This window comes from Paenibacillus sp. Marseille-Q9583, from assembly GCF_976954365.1.
The window spans coordinates 1-25,426 of record NZ_CDRJTB010000089.1 but is presented as its reverse complement, the minus strand read 5'-3'; the positions used below and the strand labels follow the sequence as shown (position 1 = coordinate 25,426).

Sequence of the window (25,426 nt, the reverse complement as noted above, 5' to 3'; positions counted from 1 at the left end):
GGATGAGGTTCGTGTTTCTGATCTGCTGCCGGACGGCAGCCTTACCGGTGAGAAGTTGGCAAAAGAATCCGTAGATTCAAACCATCTGGCACCAGGAAGTGTAAATGGAAGTCATCTGAGTCCAAGTACAGTAAAAGGCCGTCATATCCGGCACGGAGAGATTACTCTGGCTCATCTGTCAGAAGAGGTTCGTAGTTCAGATCTGCTACCAGACGGTAGTATTCCTGGGAAGAAGCTGGAGGGGGGATCCATTCATGCTTTCCATTTGGCTCCAGGTAGCGTGTATGGTGGGCATTTAGCAGGTGGTACGATAGATAGCCGCCATATCCGGCAAGGAAGTATTAACCTGAATCATCTGGCAGAAGAGGTATTTAGCGCCGATCTGTTACCAGAAGGAAGTATTACAGGTGAGAAATTAGAGGGTGGATCTATCCAATCATTCCACCTGGCTCCAGGTAGTGTGTATGGCGGTCATTTGGCAGGGGATACGGTGGATAGTCGCCACATTCGAGATGACAGCATCACCTTGAAACATCTTGCAGAAGAGGTGCGTAGCGCCGATCTGTTGCCGGAAGGCAGTGTTACCGAAGAAAAACTAGCTGAAGGTTCAGTGAGTTCTTTACATTTACAGCCATGGAGTGTGTACGGAGAGCATCTTGCTGACCAGATTGTAGCAGATCGGCATTTGCAGCCTGGTATCATCAAACTGGAGCATCTTGCGGATGAAACACGTAGCTCTGCGCTGCTTCCTGATGCGAGCATCAACGGAGCTAAGCTGCAGGCAGGTAGCATCGAGTCCACTCATCTGGCTGATGGTGCGGTAGGAACGACAGAGCTTCAGGATGAATCGGTTGTAGCTTCCAAAATCTCTTCCTTCGCCATTCAAGCCCGTCATCTAGAGGAAGAAAGTGTTCAGGATTATCATATTGCTCCTGGTGCAGTAAATGGTGCTCATTTGGCAGTGAATTCCGTAAATGCTGAACATTTATCCTTCAGCCCAATTCAGACTGCAGGGAAGCGAGAAGCGCTTCAGCAGTTTGGAATGACAGCATTCATGTTCAATGGGGATGCTGCGAGTGTGGAAGTGACCGTATCGTTCGATGAGAACTTTGGTCATACTGGTTATGTGCTCGTCGCTATGACGAATCAACCTTACTTCTATGCTTCCTTAAAGAGCAGAGCCAATGGAGATGCAGTGATACAAGTGGTGCGCTTGCGCGAAACTCCGCATTTCTATGGGGTCATCTCTTGGATTGCTATCGGTGCTCCATTAGCCAGACCAGCAGTGGATGATCGTGTGTTTGATTAATTCGCAATGATGATGTACAAAATGCTAAGCGCAGCCGATGGCTGCGCTTTTTGTTGTGTTGTCCTCTTAGCAATTAAGAGGGTGAGTACATTTGTCCTGTTTTCCACACGACAGGAGACAAAGGCCGTTACCCTGTTTGGCGTAGTACATAAACTGTGATGTAACCCTCAGCCTGACGAATAGGCTCTGTAAGGAAGGTGGATGAGCATGAAGCCCAAACGTACTTCTGCCCGCCGCACGGGACGGCGGGTCTCTCGGATCAAACGGCGGACTTCACGCCCAGTGCGGCAAGTCGCCGCAATCCCTATCGTTAACCATCCAAATCCCTATGTTTCTGTTATTATTCCTGCCATGAACGAAGCGAAGACCATTGCGGGAGTGATAGCCGGAGCTAGAAGGGTCCATCCGCGCTGCGAGGTTATTGTAATCGTCAACGGATCAGCCGATCAAACGGCAGAAATTGCCCTTTCGCTTGGTGCGCATGTTATTTCCTATGAGTTGCCGCTGGGACACGACGCTGGTCGCAGTGTCGGAGCAGAGGTAGCTAAGGGAGAGGTTCTCTTGTTTACCGATGGAGATTTAGTGATTCCTGCCTCGGGGCTACGTCCTTTCGTCACCGCCATTAGTGGTGGCGCAGACATAGCGCTTAATGATTATTCCGGACCGGTACGGAGACTTTCGCCCCATCCGGTGGTGCTGTCCAAACATGCACTTAATATTTTACTTGGCCGTCCGGATCTAAAAGGATGTTCGATGACGGCGGTTCCGCACGCAATCAGCCGAAGAGCGCTTGAAATCTTAGGGAGTCAATCATTATCTCGTCCCCCTCTGGCACATGCTCAGGCAGTTCTGAGTGGTTTACGTGTGGTAGCTGCTCACAAAGTGCATGTAGGGAAACTGAATGCGGTCAGACGTAAGGAAGATGGCACAGATCCTTTGCAGCAGTTGATTACAGCAGATCATATGGAGGCTGTATCCCTCTTGCTTGAACACCGGGGAAACAGGGCGGGGTTCAGCGACGGAACCCGGCGCAGAGAGATGGTGAGATGATGGTTGATCTGTTACAAGTATCTGGTAGCTCTGCCGTTCGACGAGGAACAGCAACTCGTACGGTAAAGAAACGTTCAGCATCTAGTCAGGCCAAAACAACACTGGCACCCCGCCAAAGGGTAGCGAATCGTTCGGTAAAAAGAGGCACCCCTACCGCTCGGCCACCGATTCTGTCTCGGCAATCAAAGGTGAGTCGCGAGGTGCTGAATTTACCGAGCTTACGTGGGACCTTGTCAGTTATTATCTCCGCGCGTAACGAGGAGCAGACCTTGGGACGTCTGCTGCAACAGGTATCGCGGCTGGGACCATCTGAAATTATCGTCGTGCTTAACGGTTGCAGCGATAGCAGCTTTCCCATTTCCAGACAATATCGTCAAGCAATAGTTGTGCATTGTCCGGAGTCAGTTGGACATGATGTGGGGCGGGCTATTGGTGCGAAGCTGAGTCGAGGAGATATTCTGCTTTTCCTGGACGGAGATATGGTTATCCCTGCATCTCAGCTCGGATTATTCACAGCAGCTGTAGATGGTGGAATTGACGTGGCTCTTAATGATTTGGATCCACTGATGCCTTCTTTTGGATTATGCGATGATGTTACTCGCAGCAAGCTGTTTTTGAATTATGCTCTTGGACGGTACGATCTCGGAGTTAGCTCTATGACGGCTGTTCCTCACGCGCTTTCCCGGAGAGCACTTGAGACTATAGGTTACCGTGAATTAATAGTTCCTCCTAAAGCCCAAGCTCGTTCTGTATTAGAGAAGCTAAGGGTGGAGAAAGTTGGAACGGTGAATGTGATTAAGCATAATCGGCTGCGTCAAGCGAACATAGGCGCTGGAAATGCTGTGGAGAAACTGATCATAGGGGATCACGCAGAGGCTCTCCTTGAGGTGCTTTCCCGACGAGATGATGGGGGCCAACTTAATAGCGAAACGCAGCGTGAATACCGCAGACAAGTAGCCGCTTGGAGGAACCGGATATGACGATGACTAGTATTATTATTCCGACTTACAACGCGTTGCCACTGCTGCGGTCCTGTGTGGAATCGATACGTGCTTATACTCCACTGCCTTACGAAATCATCGTTGTAGATAATGCTTCATCAGATGGAACGGATGCCTATTGCCGCGCGAATCGTATAACGTTTATTTCATTGCCTGAGAATCGAGGTTTTCCATCCGCCTGCAATTTGGGTCTATTGCTAGCATCAGGAGATGAATTGTTACTGCTGAATAATGATGTGGTGGTTTCCCATAGATGGTTAACTAATCTGAAGAGATCGCTATATAGTGCTCCTGAAGTTGGTATTGTTGGGCCAGTGACAAACTATGCGAGTGGACGTCAACAGGTGAAGACGGATTATGAAAGTCTGTTAGATTTTCATAAGGCTGCAGAGATAACTAACCGTTCTAATCCTCAAAAATGGTTGGAGGCTAAACGTTTGGTAGGATTATGTTTTTTATTCAAGAGAGAGCTACTTACTTCCGTAGGTCTGTTGGATGAGAGATACTCACCTGGACATTACGAGGATGATGACTATTGTTATCGCGCCAGGCTAAAGGGATACCGATTGCTCATCGCAGGGGATTGCCTTGTACACCATGAAGGAAGTGCGAGCTTCAAGCAGGTATACCATACCGGGCTACAGGAGCTGGTGGAACGAAATCGTAAGCTCTTTATGAACAAATGGAATGTGGATCCAACGAGTTTCATATAAAGTGCAGATCCGAAGGCAAAGGACTTAGATAAAGAGGAGGAAAGTAAGTGAAAGGAGTCATACTGGCGGGCGGAACAGGATCCAGACTGTGGCCGCTGACCCGGCTTATGAACAAACATTTGCTTCCGGTCGGCAAATATCCTATGGTCTGTTACGGCATAGATCGGCTTCGCCGGGGAGGGATTACCGACATTCTTCTGGTCATCAGTAAGCAATCTGCTGGTCTGTATACGGATTTTTTAGGCAGCGGTGCAGCATTTGGTGTATCTCTGACTTATAAGATTCAGGAAGCTGCTGGAGGTATTGCAGAGGCTCTCGATTTAGCAGAAGGATTCATTTTCCCTGGGGAACGGTTTGTCGTATTGCTTGGTGATAATCTGTTTATGGATGATCTGACGCCTTACGTGGAGAGCTATCTCCGGCAGCCTGAAGGTACAGCCAAGGTATTGCTGAAGCCGGTGGACGACGCACGTAGATACGGTGTTCCCGTGTTCGATAGTCAAGATTCCGCATGGATTGCTTATATCGAAGAGAAACCTGAGCATCCCAAGACCAAATTTTGCGTAACAGGTATTTATATGTACGATGAAGCTGTGTTTGACATCATCCGCCAAGTATCCCCTTCCAAGAGGGGGGAGCTGGAGATTACCGATGTAAATAATATATATGCTGCTAACCGCAGGCTCAGCTATGATGTTCTTAAGGGTTGGTGGAGCGATGCGGGGACGTTCCAGTCTCTGCGGGAGGCGGGAGAGAAGCTGAAGGATGCACTGCCATAAGTGGCAGCGGTAACGTGGAGTGGCCGGCCTTGGGTCGGGCACTCCTTTTTTATAAACTATAAGAAAGTATATCTTTCACCATACTTTGCTTATATTTCTACGAGATACGGGGGTCGTCCTCATGGACGGCACCCGTTTTTTCTTGATTGGCGCAGCAGTCCGGACGAAGGACCTGATCTCAAGCTTGCGTAGAGATATTATCTTCATCAACCCGGTTCTGTTTACGGTATTTGAGCGGTGAGGTTCCGGTCATGGTTTTAAATACTCTTCCAAAATGGGTCAGGTTACCAAATCCTGCACGCTCAGCGATTTCCGAAACGGTTAATTTAGAGTCCTGCAGCAGAGAGCGGGCTTCTTTCAGGCGGGTGTTATTTACATATTCGCTGAAAGTAAAACCGGTTGTGTCCTTGAACGTTCGGCTTAAATGGGAGGTGCTTATGGAGAACCTGTCCGATATGTATTCCAGAGACAGAGGCTCAGCGAAGTTACCGTTAATGAAATGGATGATTTGGGAAATTTTCTTATGGGTCCGGTTCGTTTCTACAAAATGCTCGTTTTGATCCGGAAGCTTTTTTCGTTGGATGAAGATCAGCAGCTCCATCAACAGGATTTTCCGATAGTAGTCGAAATTTGGAGGTCTCTTGGTGTCTTCATGAATCAATTTGCTAAAAAGATTCTCGACAAAGATCTGGTCGTTGCCGCTTAACTTGATCGCATTTGATCTGGAGTGAAAGCAGGAGAAGAGGTCGCATGGAAGAGGGCTGTCCGCAAAAAAGTCGCGAAGGAACTCCCTTTTAAACAATAAAGTAACTCTTTCGTACATCGTACCGTTTACATTAATCAGTCTGTGCAGGTCATTAGCTTTAATGAACAATAAAACCCCGCTGACGATTTGAAAGGTTCGGTCTTCTATAAAATAGTACAGCTCTCCAGACACTAAGTAGAGAATTTCATAAGCATCGTGGTAATGATTTGAAGGCATACTTGAGACATTTTTTTTCTCTCGGCTAATGTGAAAGGGATCAGACTTATAGAAGTTGATTTCCAGGGGTGTCATCTCCAATCCGGCGGGAATGATCCTCGCAGAAACATGATCCATACCTGAATCAATCGTATCACGTTCATTGACCTGTTGAACAGGATAGAAATTAAATAGCGGTAAAAGTAGAAAATCATTAACAATAACAAAATATGCAGAGATTGAATAGAAATGAATGCGCTATATTTACATATAAATCGTATTTAAGGAGGGGAAAAGAAAATCAGGGTCCGCTGCAAGTGAAAGTTAAAGCGCTTAAACTATTATCTGCGAAAAGAGGGAACGAGAGTGCAAAAGAAGGGTCATTTGAAAAGAAGGCTGCACCAATCCATTTCTTTGTTGCTCGTGCTTATACTGCTGCCATTCCAGATTGCAAATGCTGCACCTGCACCAGATGCTGTCGGTTCAGATTCAATAACCGGTGTAAAGACGATTGCCGAATGGGTGTTTGATGAGGCCGCTGAAAATGTGGGGGTAATCTCGGCTACATACGGCATCTATGAGACAGCGTCTACTTTTCGCAATGTAGGCGGTGTGTTCGAGGATGTGGATGTAAGCAAGAAAGTGATCAGCTATCAGGGCTGGGATAATGGAAACGGGAAAAAGTATTGGCTTGCTACCGTGTCTACAACCGGGTTTGAGAAGATCACCTTATCCTCTGAGCAAAATTCATCCGGGTCAGGTCCGCGTGATTTTAAAGTGCAGACGAGTGTAGACCGACAAACGTGGGAGGATGTGCCGAATACGAATCTTAAAATGGCTGTCTCCAGTTTTGATTGCCCAGGCGATACCTGCAGACTGGTGAATACTCCCCTTCCGAACAGCAATGATCGGGAAATATTATATATTCGCTGGATCGTCAGCTCCGATAGCAACACTAGGGGGAATGATGAGGGCATAGGGGGTTCAGGTTCCAGTAGAATCCGAAATATCAAGGTGTCCGGCGAGCCGATCCCAGGGAAAGAACCTGTCATTCCTACCGTAGATCTTGTCCAGCAGCCTGCAGACGGTTCTGGAAATGTGTCTCCCGAAGCTCCCGTTGAAATCAAATTCAACAAGGCCATTGCCCTTGATCCGGGTTATGCTGTCCGATTTGCCGATGAGAAGGATCAACCGGTTGATGGGGTTACACTTGAAGTCTTAAACAGAAATACTTTGCGGATAAACCATCCTCCGTTGACTTATGGGAAGTCTTACACGGTAACTATACCCAAGGAGCTTATCAAGGGGGCAGATCTTGTGCCGCTAGTTCGGGAAGTTTCGTGGAGTTTTGGCGTTCAGGATTCGCCACTTGCTCCAAAATCCATCAATATGACATTTAACGGAGATCCAAAGACGAGCATTGCTTTGGCCTGGTACACGGATGCAATGACGGATACCGTGGTACAGGTTATAGAAGCCTCAAAGGTTATGGGGAAGATTTTCCCGGAGAACGGGGCTTTGACTTATCAGGGAGAGGCCGAAGAAATTGAGACGTTTATGAGTAAAAGCGACAGAAGTACGAACCATAAAACGAAATTTATTAGTCATAAAGTTATTGCAGACCAGCTTCAACCGGGAACAGCTTACAAGTTTCGGGCAGGTAACGGCAAATCAGGTGATTGGAGCTCTATCGGCTCGTTTACTACGGATGCTGCCGGCCACCAGCCTTTCCGTTTTATCGCCGGTTCCGATTCACAGGCTTCCAGCAAGTCTGACTTTGAGCCTTGGGGTGATACCTTCCGGAAAGCAGTTGATTATATAGGCGACCCTAAATTCCTGATCAGCGCCGGAGATCTGGTGGATAACGGTGATTTGGAGGAGCAGTGGCAATGGATGCTCGGAGCAGCCCAGAATCAATTACTGCAAGTGCCATATGTGCCTGTACTTGGCGGTCATGAGGTCATGGATTATGACGGAGACGAGACGACGCCGAATAACAACTTCTATAACCATTTCAACTTGCCGAAACAGGTTGTTGCGGATACTCATGAAGGCTCTGTGTATTCTTTTGAATACGGTGATGCACTCTATCTTGTCTTCAATTCGCAGTATTCGGGGGCACTTGCAGAGAATGGGAAAGATGTGGAATGGGCGGATGACCAATTCTGGGACCAAGTGGCCTGGATGAAGAGTACGGTCGCCCGCAGCGACAAGAAGTGGAAGTTTGTTACTTTTCACAAAAGCCCCTATGCAGCAGGCGACAACTCTGCACAATGGGAAGACGATCGCGTCCAGTTTTACAAGAAATACCTGATTCCCGCCTTTGACGAGATGGGCATCGATATGGTATTCGAGGCCCATGATCATATGTATATGAGATCCTTCCAAATGTACAATGATGAAGTTATTCCCAAGGAGAAGCTGACATTTGATGGAGAGGGCAATGCGCTCAACCCCAAAGGCACGGTCTATCTCATGTCCAATGCATTCGGAAATAAATTCTATTATAAGAACAATCAATATGAACTGGATGAGAATGGAGAACCCCGCGAGATTCAGGACGAAAACGGGAATCCGGTTCCTTATGATGATTACTTCGCAGCTATCGACGAACAGCCGGAGAAGAAGATGTTTACGGATGTTTCCATCACAGACCGGGTGCTTTCCTTTACAGCGTATACCGCAGCCGTAGCGGATGAGAATCAGCCGGACACCGTTGGCGACGGCCTAAAAGCATATGACAAGTATGGGATCAAGCGAACGGACACCAAGCCGGACCCGGCGGAAGCGGTGAAGGTGAAATTGAACGGCAGCAAGGCGGTTCTTACCTGGAGTGCACCTTCCGCAAGTACAGAACCTGTAAGAGGATTCCGGATTTATGAAAAGAATGACAAGGTGAAGACACACTGGAGTATATATGTGCCAGCAGCGGAAGGTCGAACGGAATACACATACACGGTAGATGATATCAATCCTGCGAAAAAATATGAATTTATTGTCAAAGCGGTCGGCACAAGAATCAATTCAGATCCGGTCGAAGTCAGTACAATCGAAGGTCCAAGCGAGTCGGAGCCGCCTTCAGCACCTTCAGATTTAAAAGGAACTGCGGTTTCTCCTTACCAAATCAACCTGAAATGGACGGCATCGGCCGGCAATATTCAGGCAGCGGGCTACAACGTATACCGCAACGGCAGCAAGATCGGCACGACGAAGGAAATATCCTACGGCGATACCGGGTTAACTCCGGATACGGCCTATAGTTATACTGTGAAGGCCTATAATGCAGAAGAGAAGGAATCGCTGGCGAGCAATACCGTTCAAGTAAAGACCAAACCTTCATCCACTGGAGAGGGTGTCCATAAGGCATTTCCGCAGCATACGTCTTATGTGGCCGGCTCCATTAAGCCGAATCACTTGACTCAGGCCCAACTGGACGCTACGGTGGGCAGATTATATAACGAGTGGAAAACAAAATATCTGAAACAAAATCCATATCAGTCAGACCAGTATTACGTGTGGTATAGCGACGGAGATTGGTTTGAGAATAACGAGATTACAGTTTCAGAAGCGCATGGCTACGGAATGCTGATTACTGCTTTGCTCGCGGGTCATGATCCGGAGGCTAAGAAGTATTTTGACGGGATGTATCGCTATTTCAGAGCACATCCAAGTGAAATCAATCCCGATTTAATGGCATGGCAGCAAGCGGATACCGGCACCGAAATTATTGATATCAATGGTGTGGATTCGGCAACCGATGGCGATATGGATATTGCTTACGCTCTTCTGCTTGCCGACAGCCAATGGGGCAGCAGCGGGGAGATTAACTACTTGTCCCAGGCCAAAAAGGTAATCAACGCTATTATGAAAAGCGATGTCAACCATTCCGAGTGGACATTGAAATTGGCGGATTGGGTCAGTGACAATGACTCCATGTTCGGCAATGCTACACGCCCTTCAGATTTTATGCTGCAGCATCTGAAAGATTTTAAAAATGTATCCGGAGACCCCAATTGGGATCGTGTTACCGATAAGACGTACAACATCATTAATAGTCTGTATGAAAATTACAGTCCAAAAGCCGGTTTGTTGCCGGATTTTGTATTCAAGGATGATACGGATGGGCAATACAAACCGGTAAGCCAGAAGATATGGGATACCCCGGATGGATACTTCCTGGAATCGGAAAATGACGGGGATTACAACTACAACTCTTCCCGTATTCCCTGGCGGATCAGTACGGATTATCTCCTGACAGGTGATAACCGGGCTAAAGAGCAGCTCAGCACGCTGAACCGCTGGATTCGGGCCAAGGCGGATAACGATCCGGCCAAGATCCTTGCGGGATATAAGCTGGACGGCACGGAAGCAATCAATGATTATGCAGACACATCCTTCTCCGCACCGATGATGGTCAGCGCCATGATCGATTCATCCAATCAGGAGTGGCTGAATAAATTATGGGATTATAATGCGGCCGTTTCCACTGAAGACGATTTATATTTTGGCAATAATCTGCGTCTACTCAGCATGATTGTGGCATCCGGCAACTGGTGGACACCAACCATCGTTGATACTGAGGCTCCCATGGAACCAACAATAGAGAGAGCGGAAGCGGTATCCAGCTCTGCCATTGATCTAAAATGGACACCTTCCACGGATAATTTGGGAGTAACGGGATACAGGATTTACCGCAATGACGTTGAAATCAAGACCCTGGAGGCAACAGAATACAGAGATAGCGGTTTATCTGCGAATACCCAGTACAAATACTATATTATAGCTGTTGATGCAGCAGGAAATACGTCCAAGATAAGCAATGTGAGAATCGTATCTACATTAAAGGCCAGCGGGGACGGTGGCTCGGGCGGCGGAGGTGGTAACCCGACTCCAACGCCAACGCCGGCAGCTCCGAAGCCAAGTGAAGGTCCGTCGACAACACCGGCACCAACACCGGAATTGCAGCCAAAGAAACCTGTTTTCAGCGATATCGGCAGTCATTTGTGGGCCAAAGAGGCTATTGAAGCTCTGGCGGCTAAAGGAATCGTTCAGGGAACGTCGAGTACTTTCTTTGAACCGGGCGCCAAGATGAAAAGAGCGGACTTTATATTGCTTCTGGTCAGAGCGTTTAATTTAAAGGCTGGTTTTGAAGTGAGCTTTGCGGATGCCGATCAGGACGCATACTATTATGAAGCGCTGGGAATCGCCAAACAATTGGGCATTGCCAGCGGAGTCGGCGGCAACAGGTTCAATCCGGGAGCAGAGATTTCCCGGCAGGATATGATGGTATTCATCGTAAGAGCATTGCAGAAGTCAGGAAAATTAGCAGAGGCCGGTTCCATCTCCGACCTTGGCAAATTTGCGGATGCCTCCAAAGTGGCTGATTATGCCGTGAAGGCAGCAGCCGTACTAGTCAGGGAGGGCATTGTCCTTGGTGAAGGGAAATTGCTCCATCCAACGGGAGCTGCAACCCGCGCCGAAACGGCGGTTCTCTTTTACAGAATCATCAATAAATATTATTAATCCAAAAGGCCAACAGCCCGTTCCAATGGATCGGGCTGTTGGCCTTTTATTTTCCATTTACACGGCCTGTTGCAATTTTCTAAAGTATCCTGAGTCCGCCAATCCGCTTGTTTAGAGACGTAACTTGCCTTTATATCCTCGGCACCGTCCCGGCTTCTGCCGCATATGCTGTAGCAGGGCGTTTGAGCAAAGGAGACATGAAGGTGCAGAATAAAATAACAAAAGTCCTGCAGCACATGGCCCATACGCACGAACAGATGGCGCGGATACTAGATGCCGAGCGCCACGTGGCTGTCCGTATGTCGCAAATTGTCCACGATCTGCCAGATGCAGATCCCGGTTTTGACGGTATCAGCGGGATGATCGAAAGCTCAACTCAAGTAAACAAGAATATTATTGCTTACTTGAATGCACTTGCAGATCTGGAAGAAGCGATGGCTGAAGGGGTAGGCAGAGTAATTAAGGAATTGAACGGCCAAGAAGAAGAGTAACGCTATAGGAGCAGGAGGCGGATGATGAGCAGAGAAAAGGCTTATCTGCAAATGCTGGAGTCGACCGCCACTATCCAGTGGAACATTGCAATGATTCTGGAAGCTAAGGCGGTTGAAGCTGAAAAGGTAAAACAGTGGGCACAACATCATATCCACGCTAGAGCTTTCGAATCTCATGAAGAGCAGCTGAAGGAATCCCTCTCCATTCACGAAGTTATCGTGGAAATGGTCGAAGGGCTGACTAAACTGGAGAATGGACTTTACAGCAATTTAAAAGCAGTGCTGGGCAGTGGTGAAGATGATGGTGGCGGGGAAGGTTTTGGAGACATGTCAGGTGATGGGTTCAGTTTTGGAGAAGACAGCAAATGAGCGGGGACCGTCTCTCTGAACATGCCGTCAAGCTGGAGATGATCCGCTCCATTTCGCGCAGTCAGGCTGCTTTGGCGGCCATCTTGGAGAGCATCGCCGAATTGACGGGGCAATCTGAGCTGACGGCCCGCAAATTGAGCGACAATATCAGAATCTTAAGTGGGTATCAGAGCGCGATGTGCCGGATGATGTCCGGGATTTCACTACATCAACCGAAACGGGGAATTCCTGCTGCGCCATGGCTGAGCAAGGCATACGCCGTAGGAACCTCCAGAGATCATGGAGCACAGGAGGAATAGAAGCATGAAGAAAAAGAGCCTTAGAACATTACGTTCAGGCAGAACCCGCAGACGCACACTACTTCTCTCGCGGAAAACGAAAGTGCGTAGAGGTCTAGCCCGCAAACCCCGCAGAGGACTTTCTCGGAAAGTCGTTCGTTATGGAAAGACGAAGAAGGGTCTTTTGGTACGAAAGAAAAGAAGACTCCGCCGCAAGCTTGTTCGAAAAGTGAGGGTTATACAAGCACCAGTTCATGTAGTGCCGGTTATCGAGGCTCCACCTGCCCCGCAGGTCATTCCGCTCCCCCCGGACCTTGGCGTTTCGCCGGAAACGCCACCGGCAGACGCCTTTCAGCAGGGGTACACAGAAGCATACAACGTGGGGTTCGACGCCGGTTTCGCCAAGGGCTTCGAGGACGGGCATAAGCTGGAGTTTAATTGAGCAGCGGCAGGTAAGTTAAGAGGAAGGGACCCGGAGATCTAATCTATGACTTGTTATTCTGATCTTTCGTGTCCCTCAGCTTAGAGGGATTGCATCCTCTCTGGAATCATCCTACTATCGGAATTTGTCTCCGAATATGATAGACTTCTAAAACGAGAATCTATTCAGAGGTTTTCAGATGTCGATAAGAAAGAGGGGATAGCAGGATGCAAGTAGGAAATGGGATCAGAAAAGCTAGACAGGATGAGATCGAAGAGATCATGGAATTGATCTCAAAATGTGTACAAGTTATGCAGGCCGCTGGAAGTGACCAGTGGGATGAGAGCTATCCGAATAAAGAGATTATCGAACTGGATATCGCACAGGGTACCTTATATGTATGTGAAGAAGATCAAGCTATCGGGGGTATTCTTGTACTGGATGAGAATGCTTCTGAGGAATATAAGAAGATCGAGTGGAAGCAAAATCAAGGGCCACATCTGATTATGCATCGTTTAGCAGTTCATCCACATATTCAGGGAAAAGGGATTGCGACTAGGCTAATTGCTTTCGCGGAGGATTACGCAGCGCGTAATGGTTACACAAGTATTCGGCTGGATACTTATGCGAAGAATACTAGAGCATTGGAAATCTATCCTCGCCTTGGTTATGACCATAGAGGTGAAGTTGGTTTTCCGAACCGCACGGCGAACTTCCCAGTATTCGAGAAGGTGCTGAAACCGGAACGTAGTTAGGAAGCTTTAACATAAAAAAGGTTCAGAGGGATAACCTCTGGACCTTTTTTCTTTATTCCCTTAACGGCATGTCTGGTATCGAGTATCGGTATTTTTTTGATCCCGGTTAAGGATAAGAAGCCTTCTACCGGATACGCCGATCAGGTAACGAACGTTAACGATATCTTCATCGCTCATATCATCAATGGACAGAACTGCTGTAAGGCGTATTCTTGTTGATGTACGACCCGTAACGGTGAGTCTTCTTGGGATAAAAGCAATGGTTCCTGTATCTCCCGATATTACATAGAGTCTGTTGTTTCTAAAAACGGTTTTTAAATTACAGAACATGATGTTGCTCATTGTAATACCCCAGTACTTTCTAAAATACGAAATGACCTTAGCTCGGGTACTGAATCTAACCGGCAGACGATAATAATCGGCGCCATCAACGCGGATCACTCTCCGAGTATCGGCAGAATCGTAGACTTCGAACCATACTTTTTCAGCAGCGGCGATGAATGCTTGCAACTCATTTGGGGTTTGAGAAATTGTTGGCATTTGATCTCCTCCTCGCTATTACTTTATTAAAAGCGAAGCTATCGGTTCGGGTGATAGGATGAGTATAAAAGCGGAACTTAAGAAACATTGATAAGTAGTGTGGAAAATCATAATTTAAGTTAGGTTTTATTACATAAATATAGAGATGATTATTGTTTTTAATTGTGAGTAGATCTAAATAAGAAATTTGTGTTAGTTTAAATAACTTTTGTTGACATTAAACCTGTCTTTGACTTATGATTGATTTATTCAAATTTGGAGTAAAATAGCTTCTCTTTTCGTATATCCTTAATAATTGGTTTAAGGGTCTCTACCGGAAACCGTAAATTTCTGGCTACGAAAATATGCTAAGGCATATTTTTGTGGCCTTTTTGTGTTACACCGTGAAACGGCAAACGAATGAACAATGAGGGGGATAAGGACAATGGGGAACATTCTAATCAAAGATGCTGAGATCATTACAATGAACAAACAGGAGGAAATTATTGTCGGGGATGTTCGAATTAAGGATGATATCATCGTAGAAATCGGCATTGGTCTGATCCCGCAGGGAGACGAAAAGGTCATCGATGCCACGAACCGTACGTTAATTCCTGGTTTTGTTCAGACGCATATTCATTTATGCCAGACGTTATTCCGTGGGAAGGGAGATGATCTGGAGCTTATGGACTGGTTGCGTAAACGGATTTGGCCGTTAGAGGCGGCGCATGATGAGGAATCCCTTTATTATTCGGCGATGCTTGGTATTGGAGAACTGATTTCCAGCGGAACCACTACGATAGTTGATATGGAGACTGTTCACCATACGGACTATGCTTTTCAGGCGATTGCTAAAAGTGGAATACGTGCTTTGTCCGGTAAGGTAATGATGGATCAAAAAGGAGGAGATGTGCCTGAAGCACTGCAGGAGGATACCGCTTCTTCTTTACAGGAAAGTGTGGATTTGCTTGAAAAATGGAATGGCTATGGCAATGGACGGATTCAATATGCGTTCTCTCCGCGTTTTGTAATATCCTGCACCGAGCCCTTGTTAACTGAGGTACGAGATCTCTCCGCAAGGTATGATGTGAAGGTGCACACCCATGCTTCCGAGAATTTAGGGGAGATTGAGATTGTGCAGGCGATGACCGGGATGCGTAACATCGTCTATCTGGACCATCTAGGATTAGCTAATGAGCGCTTAATACTGGCGCATTGTGTATGGCTGGATGCTGAGGAGCGGCGCATATTGCGGGATCGTGGAGTTCATGTAAGTCATTGCCCTGGCTCAAATCTGAAACTAGCCTCCGGTATTGCTGATACACCGGGGATGCTCCATGATCATGTGTCACTAAGTCTGGGTGCTGACGGTGCACCGTGCAATAACAATCTGGATATGTTTAATGAAATGCGGCTCGCAGCAATTATTCAGAAGCCTCAACATGGACCTACGACGATGGATGCCCGCAGTGTATTTCGTATGGCAACTATAGGTGGGGCAAAAGCGGTAGGGATGGAAGATAAGATCGGCAGTATCGAGGTGGGTAAAAAAGCAGACCTAGTGCTCCTGAATCTCTTCAATTTCCATACCTTCCCCTCCTATGACGTAGATCCCATCTCTAGAATTGTATATTCAGCTACCCGGGCAGATGTGGAAACTACGATTATCGACGGGGAGATCGTGATGGAAAGAGGTCTGCTGAAGACTGTAGATAAGGAAGTTGTGTTAAATGAAGCGAACCGTTCTATTAAAAGATTGCTTAAGTATACTTCAATCGTCTGAAGATTGATCAACTCATAGTTAACAGGGATGTTCCAATGCCGAAAGGGCAGCGGGGCATCTCTTTTTTTTGAGTGGAAGATAATTCTACCATTTTGATAAAAAAAGTAAGTATTGTTATACTAGAACAACCTGATATTTTACAAATTACTAGAATAGATTTGATATTTCGAACAAATGAACATGTAAGAGGGGATTATAAGTGAAAAAGCAAGGGACGGATCGCGCCCATTTTTTTATCGTTGTTATATTGTTATGGTTAAAGCTGTTGCTTCTGAGAGTGTTGTTCTTTGATAGAATTGCTTGGGAATGGATTGCAGCGGATGTAGCGCCAGTCCTTTTTATTATGGGGATTTTAACGGTGATTACGCCATCTAGGGTGAGAACAACCGTCTATTGGATATTTAACGGCTTTTTATCGCTGTTGCTGTTCGCAGCCGCTGTATATTTTAATCACTTTGGTTCTGTTCCAACCTACCTGGCCTTATCTGAAATCAATCAGGTATTTCAAGTGAAGGCAAGCGTAGAATCTACCATAAAGAGTATTGATTACTTATTCTTTGCGGATTTTGTCATCTTCGCAATCTATGGTTTGATTCGCAGATGGAAGCAAGGAAAGACCTACCCGCGTGAACGCTTTAGTTCCCGGAAGACAGGATTCGTACATGTGGTGGTGATCCTAGTATCCATTATTGGAGGTTTTTCTTTATCGGCATATTCTGTCCACTCTGCACAGGGGATTACAAATGAGCTTGTACAGGCAGAAACTGCCGGATTTCTAAATTATGAGGTCGTTGCTGCGATTAAGATTAATGAAGATAACAATCTCATTGGAACAGGTGATATTAAGGATACGATTGCGAAGGTTGACGCGCTACAATCTTCCTATCCATATAGTGACAAGCCAGCGGGTACGACTCCTGATTATTTTGGCTCGCAAAAGGGTAAAAATGTAATTGTGCTGCAATTAGAAGCTTTTCAGAATTTCCCGCTACATCAATCCCTGGATGGTCAAGAATTGACGCCAGTCATGAATAAGTTAGCGGATGAGGGCTTTTATTTTCCTCATGTTTACCAGCAGATTGGTCCAGGGAATACATCTGACGCTGAATTTATGAGCAATACGTCTATTTATCCGATTGGTACTTTGGCCATGTCTACCGGATTCGGGGACAGAGAATTGCCAAGCTTACCACGACTGCTAAGAGATAAAGGGTATGAGGCATACACCTTTCATGTGAATAAAGTAGGGTTTTGGAATCGGAATGAGCTATATCCGGCGCTCGGGTTTAATGGTTATTATGACAAAGATAATTTTACGAATGATCATTTTAATGCGTTTGGTGCTTCCGATGAACAACTGTATATTACGGGTGTTGAGAAATTGACAGAGCTGAAAAAGAAGGGAACTCCCTTCTACGCACAGATGGTGACAGCATCCAGTCATCATCCTTTCAAAATCCCAGATTCCTTTAAGAAAATCACTGTGCCTGATCATTTGAAGGATACGATGCTTGGTGATTATTTGACGGCTATAAACTATACTGATTATGCCATAGGTAATTTAATAGAAGGTTTGAAAGAAAATGGATTGTGGGATAACACTGTTCTGGTCATGTATGGCGATCACTTTGGCCTGCAGCCTCAGGATGTTCCGCCGGAGCAAGTGGAAAGTGCACTTGGTGTTCCATATGATTCCCGGATCAGCCGCTTTAATATTCCACTCATTGTGCGTGTGCCGGGAATGGAGCAAGGGAAGGTAGTAGAGCGTACGGGAGGACAACTAGATATCCTTCCTACAATAGCTAATTTAATGGGCGTTTCACTACAACAAGAAGGTTATACAGCCTTTGGCCATGACCTGCTCAACATTGATCGTAATGTGTTAGGGATGAGGTATTATTTGCCTTCCGGCTCCTTCTTTAATGATGACATTCTCTATGTCCCTGGAAAAGGATTTGCAGATGGTGAAGCTGTGTCGCTGGATACGCTCAAGCCGGTAACGGACTTCTCGAAATATCAGAGCGATTATGAGTATGTATTGAAGCTAATGAATTTGTCCGACGAATATGTGAAGCTGTTACCACAGAGATAGGGGGAATCATGAAAAAGTTCTGGAAACCGGAGTATCTCGTAAGCCTTGCCGGCTGCGGTCTTATTATTTATCTGCTTTTCGTAGGACCATTTATTGGTGTTGCCGATAATGGAGATTTTCTGCGTATGATGAATACCATCGGTCTGAACTACTATGATACTGCAGCATCGTATACCGACCAGTTTTTTAATTTTAGCCATTCTCGTTTTGCGTATGAGAATTTGTTTAGGGGCTTCTATCCTTCTTCGCAAATTTTGATTGTGCTTGTACCGAGGTTGATCGGCGGGCTCATCCATGGCAGCTTTTTTGATGTTAGATTGCTTGGTGCAGTCTACGGTCTTCTTTTACTGGTGGCGACCTGGCTGCTGGTGAAGTACAATGCTCGCGGCTCTTATGTTACGGGACTGCTGCTAGGTGCAGCTATTTTGTTTGTATTCTATGATATTGGGTATTTGGCATACTTCAACTCCTTGTTTGGAGAACCGGTATCGATGGTGTTTATGCTGTTGACCTTTGCACTGGGGTTAAGACTCACTAGCCAAGAAAAGCCTACGACTAAGGGGTTAACCTTATTTTTTATTGCGATTCTGTTTCTGGTCACCTCCAAAATTCAGAATGCACCGATTGGGATTGCCTTTGCATTGATCTTCCTGCGGTTTATGACGCTTGATGGTGAACGAAAATGGAGAAAGCTGGCCTTACGCTTTTCGATTGCGATATTTCTGGTATCTATCGTTATGTACGTGACGGCGCCGAAAGAGCTGAAGCATATTAACCTGTATCAGACCGTGTTTTTTGGGATATTAAACGAATCACCGGATGTGAAGGGAGATTTACAGGATCTCGGATTGCCGGAACGGCTGGAGGTACTTGCGGGCACGAATTATTTTCAGACCGATACAGTGATCAAACAGGATGATCCTTCGCTGGTACCGGATTTCTACGACCGGGTATCCCATAAGGATGTATTGTTCTTCTACTTAAAACATCCAGGACGGTTAATAGATAATATGGAATATGCTGCGAGTAACAGTATGGCGATTCGTCCTTATTATCTAGGGAACTATGAGAAGAGTGAAAATAAGTCAGCTGGTGCATTATCGTACACTTATAGCGGGTGGAGCGAATTTAAGAACAAGCATATTCCGCATACGCTCGGATTTCTCACTATATTCTATCTGGTGTATTTTGCCGGGGCGCTGTTCCAATATTTCCGTAGTCGGGATGTTCGGGGAAGAGTTGCTGGTGAACTGCTGATGTTATTGGGACTGATAGGGATTTTCTCCTTCTTGGTTCCGATTCTTGGGGACGGAAGGGCTGACATCGGTAAGCATTTATTCTTGTTTAATGTGTGCTTCGATATGATGGTTGTAGTCATGTTCGGATGGGTTGTACACAAGGTAGTGGGATTTGTAAGACGTTAATTTAGGAACAAATCAAACAGCAAGTTTCCGATTATGGAGACTTGCTGTTTTTATTAAAATATAAGATAAGAATTTATATGTTCCATGTTGTAAATTATCCTGATATTTCTCGCTTAAACGCTTACCGTCCTTATAGGGACGCCGAAGGCGTTTATGCTTGTTCATCCTCTAATAGCTCACGCAGCATGCCCTGGCGGTCATTCATAAATGCTTTGGTCACGGTATAGTGCTCTGTTTCCTCCAAGGCGACAGACCTTATACCCTCACCTTCTAGAAGAAAAATCTCAGCTTCCGGATAGGACATTAGAATAGGAGAATGGGTCGCGATAATAAACTGTGAATCCTGTTGCACTAACTCATGCAAACGTACCAGCAGAGACATTTGCCGCAGAGGAGATAAAGCTGCTTCAGGTTCATCAAGGATATAAAGTCCGCGGCCTCCGAAACGATGAACGAACGCTGCGAAAAAAGACTCTCCGTGAGACTGCTCGTGCAGAGACTTGCCTCCATAGGAGTTCTTGATTGGTGGACCAAAACTAGGTTGTTCATCTAATTCATCAATGTAGGAAGCCACATTATAATAGCTCTCCGCGCGTAGAAAAAAGCCGTCCTTCGGACGTCTAACCCCTCTAGCAATTCTAAAATACTCATAGAGACTCGAATGCGAGGAACGAGTATTAAAAGAGAAGTTAAGTGTTCCGCCTTCAGGGTTAAAGCCCCACGCAGCAGCAATTCCCTCTAGCAAGGTAGATTTCCCTGTGCCATTCTCCCCGACAAGAAAGGTTACTGGCTTTTGAAAAATAAGCCGATCCAGTGTTCTTACGGCTGGCAGATGAAATGGATAGGTTTGGAATGATGGAACCTGATCACGAAGCAGTTCTGCATGGCGCAAGTACAACGTGGTGTTATTCATAGTGTCCCCCTTGTGAATGCCATAAATAATCATTTTCGCTCAGATATGACGAGATGTAAGTCTCAAGCTAGACCTTTATAGTGCGTGTTCTAAAAGTACGGTTTTCAACACCGAGAAGATTGAAAGAAGGTAGAAACTGAGGAGCGGAGCGTAGTGGAAGCTACGTGAGCACCGGAAGTTTCTATTCGATGGTGAGTAAGCTTCTTGGGCTACTTCGTGATCAAAAGCGGACTTTTTAAACAACCTCTTATAGTATACCAGCATCCTGTGAGTGGATGAAATCATCTAAGGTTCGGGCAAGCCGGGCATAAGACAGGGGACATCTGCCAATTTAGTTCTAGTAAAGACAGATGTCCATGAGGCGAGTGCTGACTCCGCATATAGTTATACTGTCTTGAGAATACGACGGGGCAGGGTGAAGGCCGTGAAAGCGAGAAAGAGAAAAAAACACAAGCGTCCGCGAGAATATCGCGACGGTTATCACGAAGGATATCGTCTTGGCATGTGTGAGGCTGTGCAGCGTCTGAATACTCCAGGGGTCGAAGCCTGCCGACCATTTAAGTTAATGTATGTTCCTCAAGGATTTCAGGCAATCGACACTGGCGTAACAGAGGCGCTGCAGCAGCTTGTAAGTGAGCTTGTAATAAGCACTCCTGAAACGATGCTGGAAACCGCGGCACGGGAAATGCCTGGGGCAGTGCTAGTGATGAATGGGCTTCATGTATTCCCGGAAAATCATTTAGAACAGATTTCGGAGATAAGAAAGCTAGGTATCCCAACCGCCATTTGGTTTGTAGATGATCCTTATTTTACAGAGGATACTTCAGTCATTTGCAGGCATTATGATCACGTATTTACACATGAGCTGGGTTGTGTGGAGTTTTATCAATCCCTTGGGGTGTCATCGGTTCATTATTTGCCACTATGTGTCAATCCAAAGATGTTCTACCCACGGCGTACCGGCCCGCAATATCAGTATGACATTGTATTTATTGGTAATGCATTTCGTAATCGGACAGAGCTGTTTGACGAACTGGCACCTTATCTTAAGGGAAAAAAAGTGCTTATCGCTGGGGGGTTCTGGGAACGCCTCGCAACCTATGATCAACTTACACCTTTTATCAGCAATGGTTTTATCCCGCCTGAGGAGACAGCGAACTACTACAGTGGAGCAAAAATAGTCATTAATATTCACCGCCCGTGGGAAGAGGGTCAGGATAACCGGAATAGCTACCGCCTTCCTTCTCGTTCTATAAATCCGCGCACCTATGAGATCAGTGCCTGCGGTACTATGCAGCTTACGGATGTTCGTGAGGATTTGGGCAATTATTATCGGCCTGGTTATGATCTGGATACTTTTGGCTCCGCTAAGGAACTGCAGCAGAAGATTGAGTACTATTTGAAGCATGAAAAAGAGCGGCGAATCTATGCTTTACGGGGATTACGGACTACCATGCGAAACCATACATTCACTGCGCGTTTGCCTCATTTGCTGAATGTAATTGCTTCACGTGTATGAAATCTATAACGGGATAAAGGAGCGAGGATTATGAACAATAATGAATTTATTATGCCTACCCCCCCATTACCTCTGACACCTCCGGAGGAAGAAAAGCTTCGTGGTCGTCTGAGTGGTTTCAAGGGGGGGTATGATGAGGGCTATTTACGGGGGCGCCTTGCGATCCTGAATGGTCGATCTGAAGAAGTATTTCCTGTGCGGAATATTCATGTCATGTATGTCGCTTCTGGCAAAGGCTACCCTTACTCTCCTTTAGATGATGCGGTTCTTTGCGCACTGCAAAAATTAACAGCTCAAGTCACAATTACGGATGTGCGTCAAAATCTAGTAGAACTGGCTGCAGTGCAAAGACCGGATCTGGTATTGGTGCTAGACGGTATGGATTTACCTCTTGAGCAGATCGATGCAATACGCACTAGTGGCATTCGAACAGCTATTTGGCTTACTGATGATCCTTATTACACTGACTTTACGGTCAAGATTGTGGCTCATTACGATTTTGTATTCACACTTGAACGTAATTGTATTGATTTCTATCGGGGCCTTGGTTGCCCAGAGGTCCATTATCTCCCCTTTGCTGCTCACCTGGAGCATTACCGTCCTACTACAACACGTTCGTTAGTGAATCGGGAAGTTAGCTTTATTGGCTCCGCCTATTGGAACCGGGTGAACTTCTTCCGTGAGATTCTCCCTGACCTGATGAACTATAACACGGTGATTAACGGAATCTGGTGGGATCGTCTGCCTGAGGCTCCGCTCTACGGTGACCGTATTGAAATTGGCAAATGGATGTCCCCACAAGAGACGGCGGTAGCTTACAGCGGCTCCAAAATCGTCATTAACCTCCACCGCTCACACATTGATGAAGTAGTTAACAACAATACGCTCTCGATTCCAGCCGTTTCTCCGAATCCACGTACCTTTGAAATTGCAGCAACGGGCACGTTGCAATTAGTAGATGCCAGAGATGATATGGGATCTTTCTACAAACCAGGTGAAGAAATTGAGACCTTTGCAAGCCCTCAGGAAATGATGGATAAGATCCGTTATTACTTAACCCATGAGGAGGAACGCCGGGCAATCGCGCTGCGTGCTTTTGAACGGACGCTCAAGGATCACACTTACGCAAAACGTATTCACCAGATGCTAACAGTAATCTACGGCTAGACTTAGGCCTACACTGGATATGGAAATGTGCGCTTAGCAGGGGACAGGTGTCGTGCCGGCATCTGTTTTTCCTCGATATACTGTAGAACCGGACCTCAGCGTATGCCTGTAACCTGATGAAAAGAAGCTGAAGGAGCGGCTTGGATAGCTGAACGGAGGCAAAGGTGTTATGGGCTGAGAGGGCGAGGCTCGGGCTAAGCGAATGCTTTCGAAGCGAGTTTTACTACGGAGTAAGAAACTTGAGGAACGCTTCGTAAAACTAAGCGGATGCTTTCGAAGCGAGTTTTACTACGGAGTAAGAAACTTGAGCAACGCTTCGTAAAACTAAGTGGATGCTTTCGAAGTGAGTTTTACTGCGAAGTAAGAAACTTGAGCAACGCTTCGTAAAACTAAGTGGATGCTTTCGAAGCGAGTTTTACTACGGAGTAAGAAACTTGAGCAACGCTTCGTAAAACTAAGTGGATGCTTTCGAAGCGAGTTTTACTACGGAGTAAGAAACTTGAGCAACGCTTCGTAAAACTTTTAGGGAGGTGAATGGCTGCTCCAGGCCCTCGTTAGGGAGCGCCGAAACGCCATGGCTGATAAAGCTACAATCGTCCTCTTTTCACATGTATCTAATACACGCAGTATTACCGGAGCGGAGAAGCTGTTGTTGTTTTTCGCTCAGGAGCTTTCTCCGTACTTTAATTGTATTCTCGTTGCACCACAGGACGGCAAGCTGACTGCTCAGGCTCGAAGCTTCGGAATAAGTGTACAGTTGCTCTCGATTCCTCTTTTATATGGAATGTACACTCCTTATGCAGGGCTCGAGGCAGATGCTCGTAAATTCCAGGAAAGCAGGGAGTACCAGGAGTTAACAGACTGGCTGACCTCTCTGCGCCCGGCGTTTATTATTACAAGTACCTGTGTGCATGCTTTGCCAGCAATGGCTGCCAAGTCACTGGGCATTCCGGTGGTATGGAAAATATCAGAGACGATAACAGACAATGAATATACACCCATTAGTGTAGGGCTGATTCATCGGAATAGTGATGAGATTCTGGCTATTTCACAGACGGCAGCAGCTTGCTTTCCAGAGGAAGTAAGAGCGGAGAAAGTGATTCAGCTTCCCCCTTCTTGGAATGACAAAGAGATGATGATTGAGGCTTGGAGCAAGCTTCGGGGCGAACGACGGCGAGAGCTAAAGATTAAACCGCAGGAGCAGCTGGTCGGTTATATTTCTTCCTTTATTAATAAGGAAAAAGGATTGGAACATTTTGTGAAAATGGCTGTGCTTGTGTACGCGGTCCATCCTAGTGCGAAATTTGTTGTCATAGGTTCAGCTGGTGACAAAAGCTACTATGATCGCTGTGTCCGCAAGGTAAAGCTCGAGGGTCTGTATACTCGATTTAAATTTGTTGGTTATGCTGAATGCCTTCCATCTGCTTATTGCGCTATGGATGTGCTGGTTGTTCCCAGCCTGATCCGCGAAGGCTTCGGAATGACCGCTTTGGAAGGAATGGCTTTTGGAAAGCCCGTGGTCGCTTACGACTCCGGGGGCTTGCGGGAAATTCTGCATGCCGCAGGCTGCGACGAAAATCTAGTGCCCGCGTCGGACATTTCCGCGCTGGCCGAAAGAGTCAACGTCATGCTGGCGCAGCCGGGACTGGCGATAACCATAGGCGCCCAAGCGCGGGAGCGCGTCGACGCCGTTTATGGTCCGGCGGCTTATCGGAGCCGCCTGCAGGGTCTTGCGGAGATGTGGAGCCTCCGCTATTGCAGCGCACCACCGGTGCGCGAGGCTGACAGCGTGGTGGAACCACCCGCTGTCCTGCCTGAATTGCCCGCTGCGTCGCCGGCTTTGCCGCGAAGCAAGGGCCTGCCGAGCCGCGTCGCCCGCAAGCGACGCGGCAAAGCCCGGGCGCGCCGGCGAAGCGGGCGCCCGTTGGTTTTACGCCGCGCTGCTCGCAAGCGGCGTAAGGGCTCTGCCCGGCGGCGGAGCACCGCCGGGGGCAAGCGCCGCCGAGCCCGCCGGGGTGGGCGGCGGCGCGCAGGGTAAGTGCCTTGCTTGCCGCGTAGGTGGCAAGCTGAGCGGAAAGAGGGGCATTTACGCCCAGGTTACCGCGAATCCGGCCAGCTGAGCGAAAAGAGGGGTATAAATGCCCCAGATTGCCGCGAATTCGGCTAAAAGAGCAAAAAGAAGGGTATAAATGCCCCAGATTGCCGCGAATTCGGCTAAAAGAGCAAAAAGAAGGGTATAAATGCCCCAGATTGCCGCGAATTCGGCTAAAAGAGCAAAAAGAAGGGTATAAATGCCCCAGATTGCCGCGAATTCGGCTAAACGAGCAAAAAGAAGGGTATAAATGCCCCAGATTGCCGC

General features: G+C 46.9%; 21 protein-coding genes and 1 riboswitch. Of the genes, 17 read left to right on the top strand and 4 right to left on the bottom strand.

Features of this window, described 5'->3' with window-relative positions:
* From ACWNM1_RS27500 to ACWNM1_RS27480, 5 genes are all read left to right on the top strand, one after another.
* Positions 1-1,309: WIAG-tail domain (locus tag ACWNM1_RS27500; RefSeq protein WP_449603451.1), on the top strand; the 1,309-nt coding region annotated here is incomplete at its 5' end.
* Between the two features lie 207 nt (positions 1,310-1,516).
* Positions 1,517-2,359 carry a glycosyltransferase family 2 protein gene (locus ACWNM1_RS27495; RefSeq protein ID WP_449603450.1) on the top strand — a complete coding sequence of 281 codons (843 nt, stop codon included), beginning with the start codon at positions 1,517-1,519 and terminating at the stop codon, positions 2,357-2,359.
* Complete coding sequence (locus tag ACWNM1_RS27490; RefSeq protein ID WP_449603449.1) at positions 2,356-3,339, top strand: glycosyltransferase family 2 protein; 984 nt, start codon at positions 2,356-2,358, stop codon at positions 3,337-3,339. Before ACWNM1_RS27495 ends, ACWNM1_RS27490 begins: the two co-directional genes overlap by 4 nt.
* Positions 3,336-4,073: a glycosyltransferase family 2 protein gene (locus ACWNM1_RS27485; RefSeq protein WP_449603448.1), complete on the top strand. Its 738-nt coding sequence runs from the start codon at positions 3,336-3,338 to the stop codon at positions 4,071-4,073. The genes ACWNM1_RS27490 and ACWNM1_RS27485 overlap by 4 nt, the downstream gene beginning before the upstream one ends.
* 47 nt (positions 4,074-4,120) lie before the next feature.
* A complete protein-coding gene (locus ACWNM1_RS27480) occupies positions 4,121-4,852 on the top strand; it encodes a sugar phosphate nucleotidyltransferase (RefSeq protein WP_449603447.1) in 732 nt (243 codons plus the stop codon).
* A 178-nt stretch (positions 4,853-5,030) separates the two neighbouring features.
* Here the strand turns inward: ACWNM1_RS27480 and ACWNM1_RS27475 are convergent, their stop codons facing one another.
* On the bottom strand, positions 5,031-5,909 hold the full coding sequence (locus tag ACWNM1_RS27475) for a helix-turn-helix domain-containing protein (RefSeq protein WP_449603453.1): 879 nt from the start codon (positions 5,907-5,909) through the stop codon (positions 5,031-5,033).
* Positions 5,910-6,179: 270 nt separating this feature from the next.
* On the opposite strand from ACWNM1_RS27475, the gene ACWNM1_RS27470 reads away from it, so the two are divergent.
* The 6 genes from ACWNM1_RS27470 to ACWNM1_RS27445 all read left to right on the top strand — a co-directional run bounded on the left by ACWNM1_RS27470 (position 6,180) and on the right by ACWNM1_RS27445 (position 13,650).
* Positions 6,180-11,336: a glycosyl hydrolase family 8 gene (locus tag ACWNM1_RS27470; RefSeq protein WP_449603446.1), complete on the top strand. Its 5,157-nt coding sequence runs from the start codon at positions 6,180-6,182 to the stop codon at positions 11,334-11,336.
* A gap of 203 nt (positions 11,337-11,539) precedes the next feature.
* On the top strand, positions 11,540-11,827 hold the full coding sequence (locus ACWNM1_RS27465; protein ID WP_042191504.1) for a hypothetical protein: 288 nt from the start codon (positions 11,540-11,542) through the stop codon (positions 11,825-11,827).
* A gap of 24 nt (positions 11,828-11,851) precedes the next feature.
* Positions 11,852-12,196: a hypothetical protein gene (locus ACWNM1_RS27460; RefSeq protein WP_042191502.1), complete on the top strand. Its 345-nt coding sequence runs from the start codon at positions 11,852-11,854 to the stop codon at positions 12,194-12,196.
* On the top strand, positions 12,193-12,495 hold the full coding sequence (locus ACWNM1_RS27455; protein WP_042130853.1) for a hypothetical protein: 303 nt from the start codon (positions 12,193-12,195) through the stop codon (positions 12,493-12,495). The genes ACWNM1_RS27460 and ACWNM1_RS27455 overlap by 4 nt, the downstream gene beginning before the upstream one ends.
* A gap of 4 nt (positions 12,496-12,499) precedes the next feature.
* Positions 12,500-12,916, top strand: a complete 417-nt coding sequence (locus ACWNM1_RS27450; protein WP_076285968.1) for a FliH/SctL family protein — start codon at positions 12,500-12,502, stop codon at positions 12,914-12,916.
* A 206-nt stretch (positions 12,917-13,122) separates the two neighbouring features.
* Positions 13,123-13,650 carry a GNAT family N-acetyltransferase gene (locus tag ACWNM1_RS27445; protein WP_449603445.1) on the top strand — a complete coding sequence of 176 codons (528 nt, stop codon included), beginning with the start codon at positions 13,123-13,125 and terminating at the stop codon, positions 13,648-13,650.
* Between the two features lie 60 nt (positions 13,651-13,710).
* Here the strand turns inward: ACWNM1_RS27445 and ACWNM1_RS27440 are convergent, their stop codons facing one another.
* A complete protein-coding gene (locus ACWNM1_RS27440) occupies positions 13,711-14,190 on the bottom strand; it encodes a DL-endopeptidase inhibitor IseA family protein (RefSeq protein WP_449603444.1) in 480 nt (159 codons plus the stop codon).
* Positions 14,191-14,448: 258 nt separating this feature from the next.
* Positions 14,449-14,547, top strand: a riboswitch (purine riboswitch).
* A gap of 67 nt (positions 14,548-14,614) precedes the next feature.
* Between ACWNM1_RS27440 and ACWNM1_RS27435 the strand changes: the two genes are divergently transcribed.
* The 3 genes from ACWNM1_RS27435 (at position 14,615) to wsfD (ending at position 19,468) form a co-directional block, all read left to right on the top strand.
* A complete protein-coding gene (locus ACWNM1_RS27435) occupies positions 14,615-15,952 on the top strand; it encodes a 5'-deoxyadenosine deaminase (protein ID WP_449603443.1) in 1,338 nt (445 codons plus the stop codon).
* Positions 15,953-16,151: 199 nt separating this feature from the next.
* Positions 16,152-18,044: an LTA synthase family protein gene (locus ACWNM1_RS27430; protein WP_449603442.1), complete on the top strand. Its 1,893-nt coding sequence runs from the start codon at positions 16,152-16,154 to the stop codon at positions 18,042-18,044.
* A gap of 8 nt (positions 18,045-18,052) precedes the next feature.
* Positions 18,053-19,468 (top strand): glycan biosynthesis hexose transferase WsfD, encoded by a 1,416-nt coding sequence (wsfD, locus tag ACWNM1_RS27425; protein ID WP_449603441.1) that lies wholly within the window; start codon positions 18,053-18,055, stop codon positions 19,466-19,468.
* A gap of 151 nt (positions 19,469-19,619) precedes the next feature.
* On the opposite strand, the gene ACWNM1_RS27420 is transcribed toward wsfD, so the two are convergent.
* Positions 19,620-20,381, bottom strand: a complete 762-nt coding sequence (locus ACWNM1_RS27420; RefSeq protein WP_449603440.1) for an AAA family ATPase — start codon at positions 20,379-20,381, stop codon at positions 19,620-19,622.
* Positions 20,382-20,883: 502 nt separating this feature from the next.
* On the opposite strand from ACWNM1_RS27420, the gene ACWNM1_RS27415 reads away from it, so the two are divergent.
* From ACWNM1_RS27415 to ACWNM1_RS27405, 3 genes are all read left to right on the top strand, one after another.
* On the top strand, positions 20,884-21,900 hold the full coding sequence (locus ACWNM1_RS27415) for a CgeB family protein (RefSeq protein WP_375105297.1): 1,017 nt from the start codon (positions 20,884-20,886) through the stop codon (positions 21,898-21,900).
* Between the two features lie 51 nt (positions 21,901-21,951).
* The gene (locus ACWNM1_RS27410) at positions 21,952-23,067 is read left to right on the top strand and encodes a CgeB family protein (protein ID WP_449603452.1); all 1,116 of its coding nucleotides are present in this window, start codon (positions 21,952-21,954) and stop codon (positions 23,065-23,067) included.
* 574 nt (positions 23,068-23,641) lie between these two features.
* Positions 23,642-25,105, top strand: a complete 1,464-nt coding sequence (locus ACWNM1_RS27405) for a glycosyltransferase family 4 protein (protein WP_449603439.1) — start codon at positions 23,642-23,644, stop codon at positions 25,103-25,105.
* A 48-nt stretch (positions 25,106-25,153) separates the two neighbouring features.
* On the opposite strand, the gene ACWNM1_RS27400 is transcribed toward ACWNM1_RS27405, so the two are convergent.
* The coding region (locus ACWNM1_RS27400; protein WP_449603438.1) for a hypothetical protein at positions 25,154-25,426 on the bottom strand (273 nt) is incomplete at its 5' end.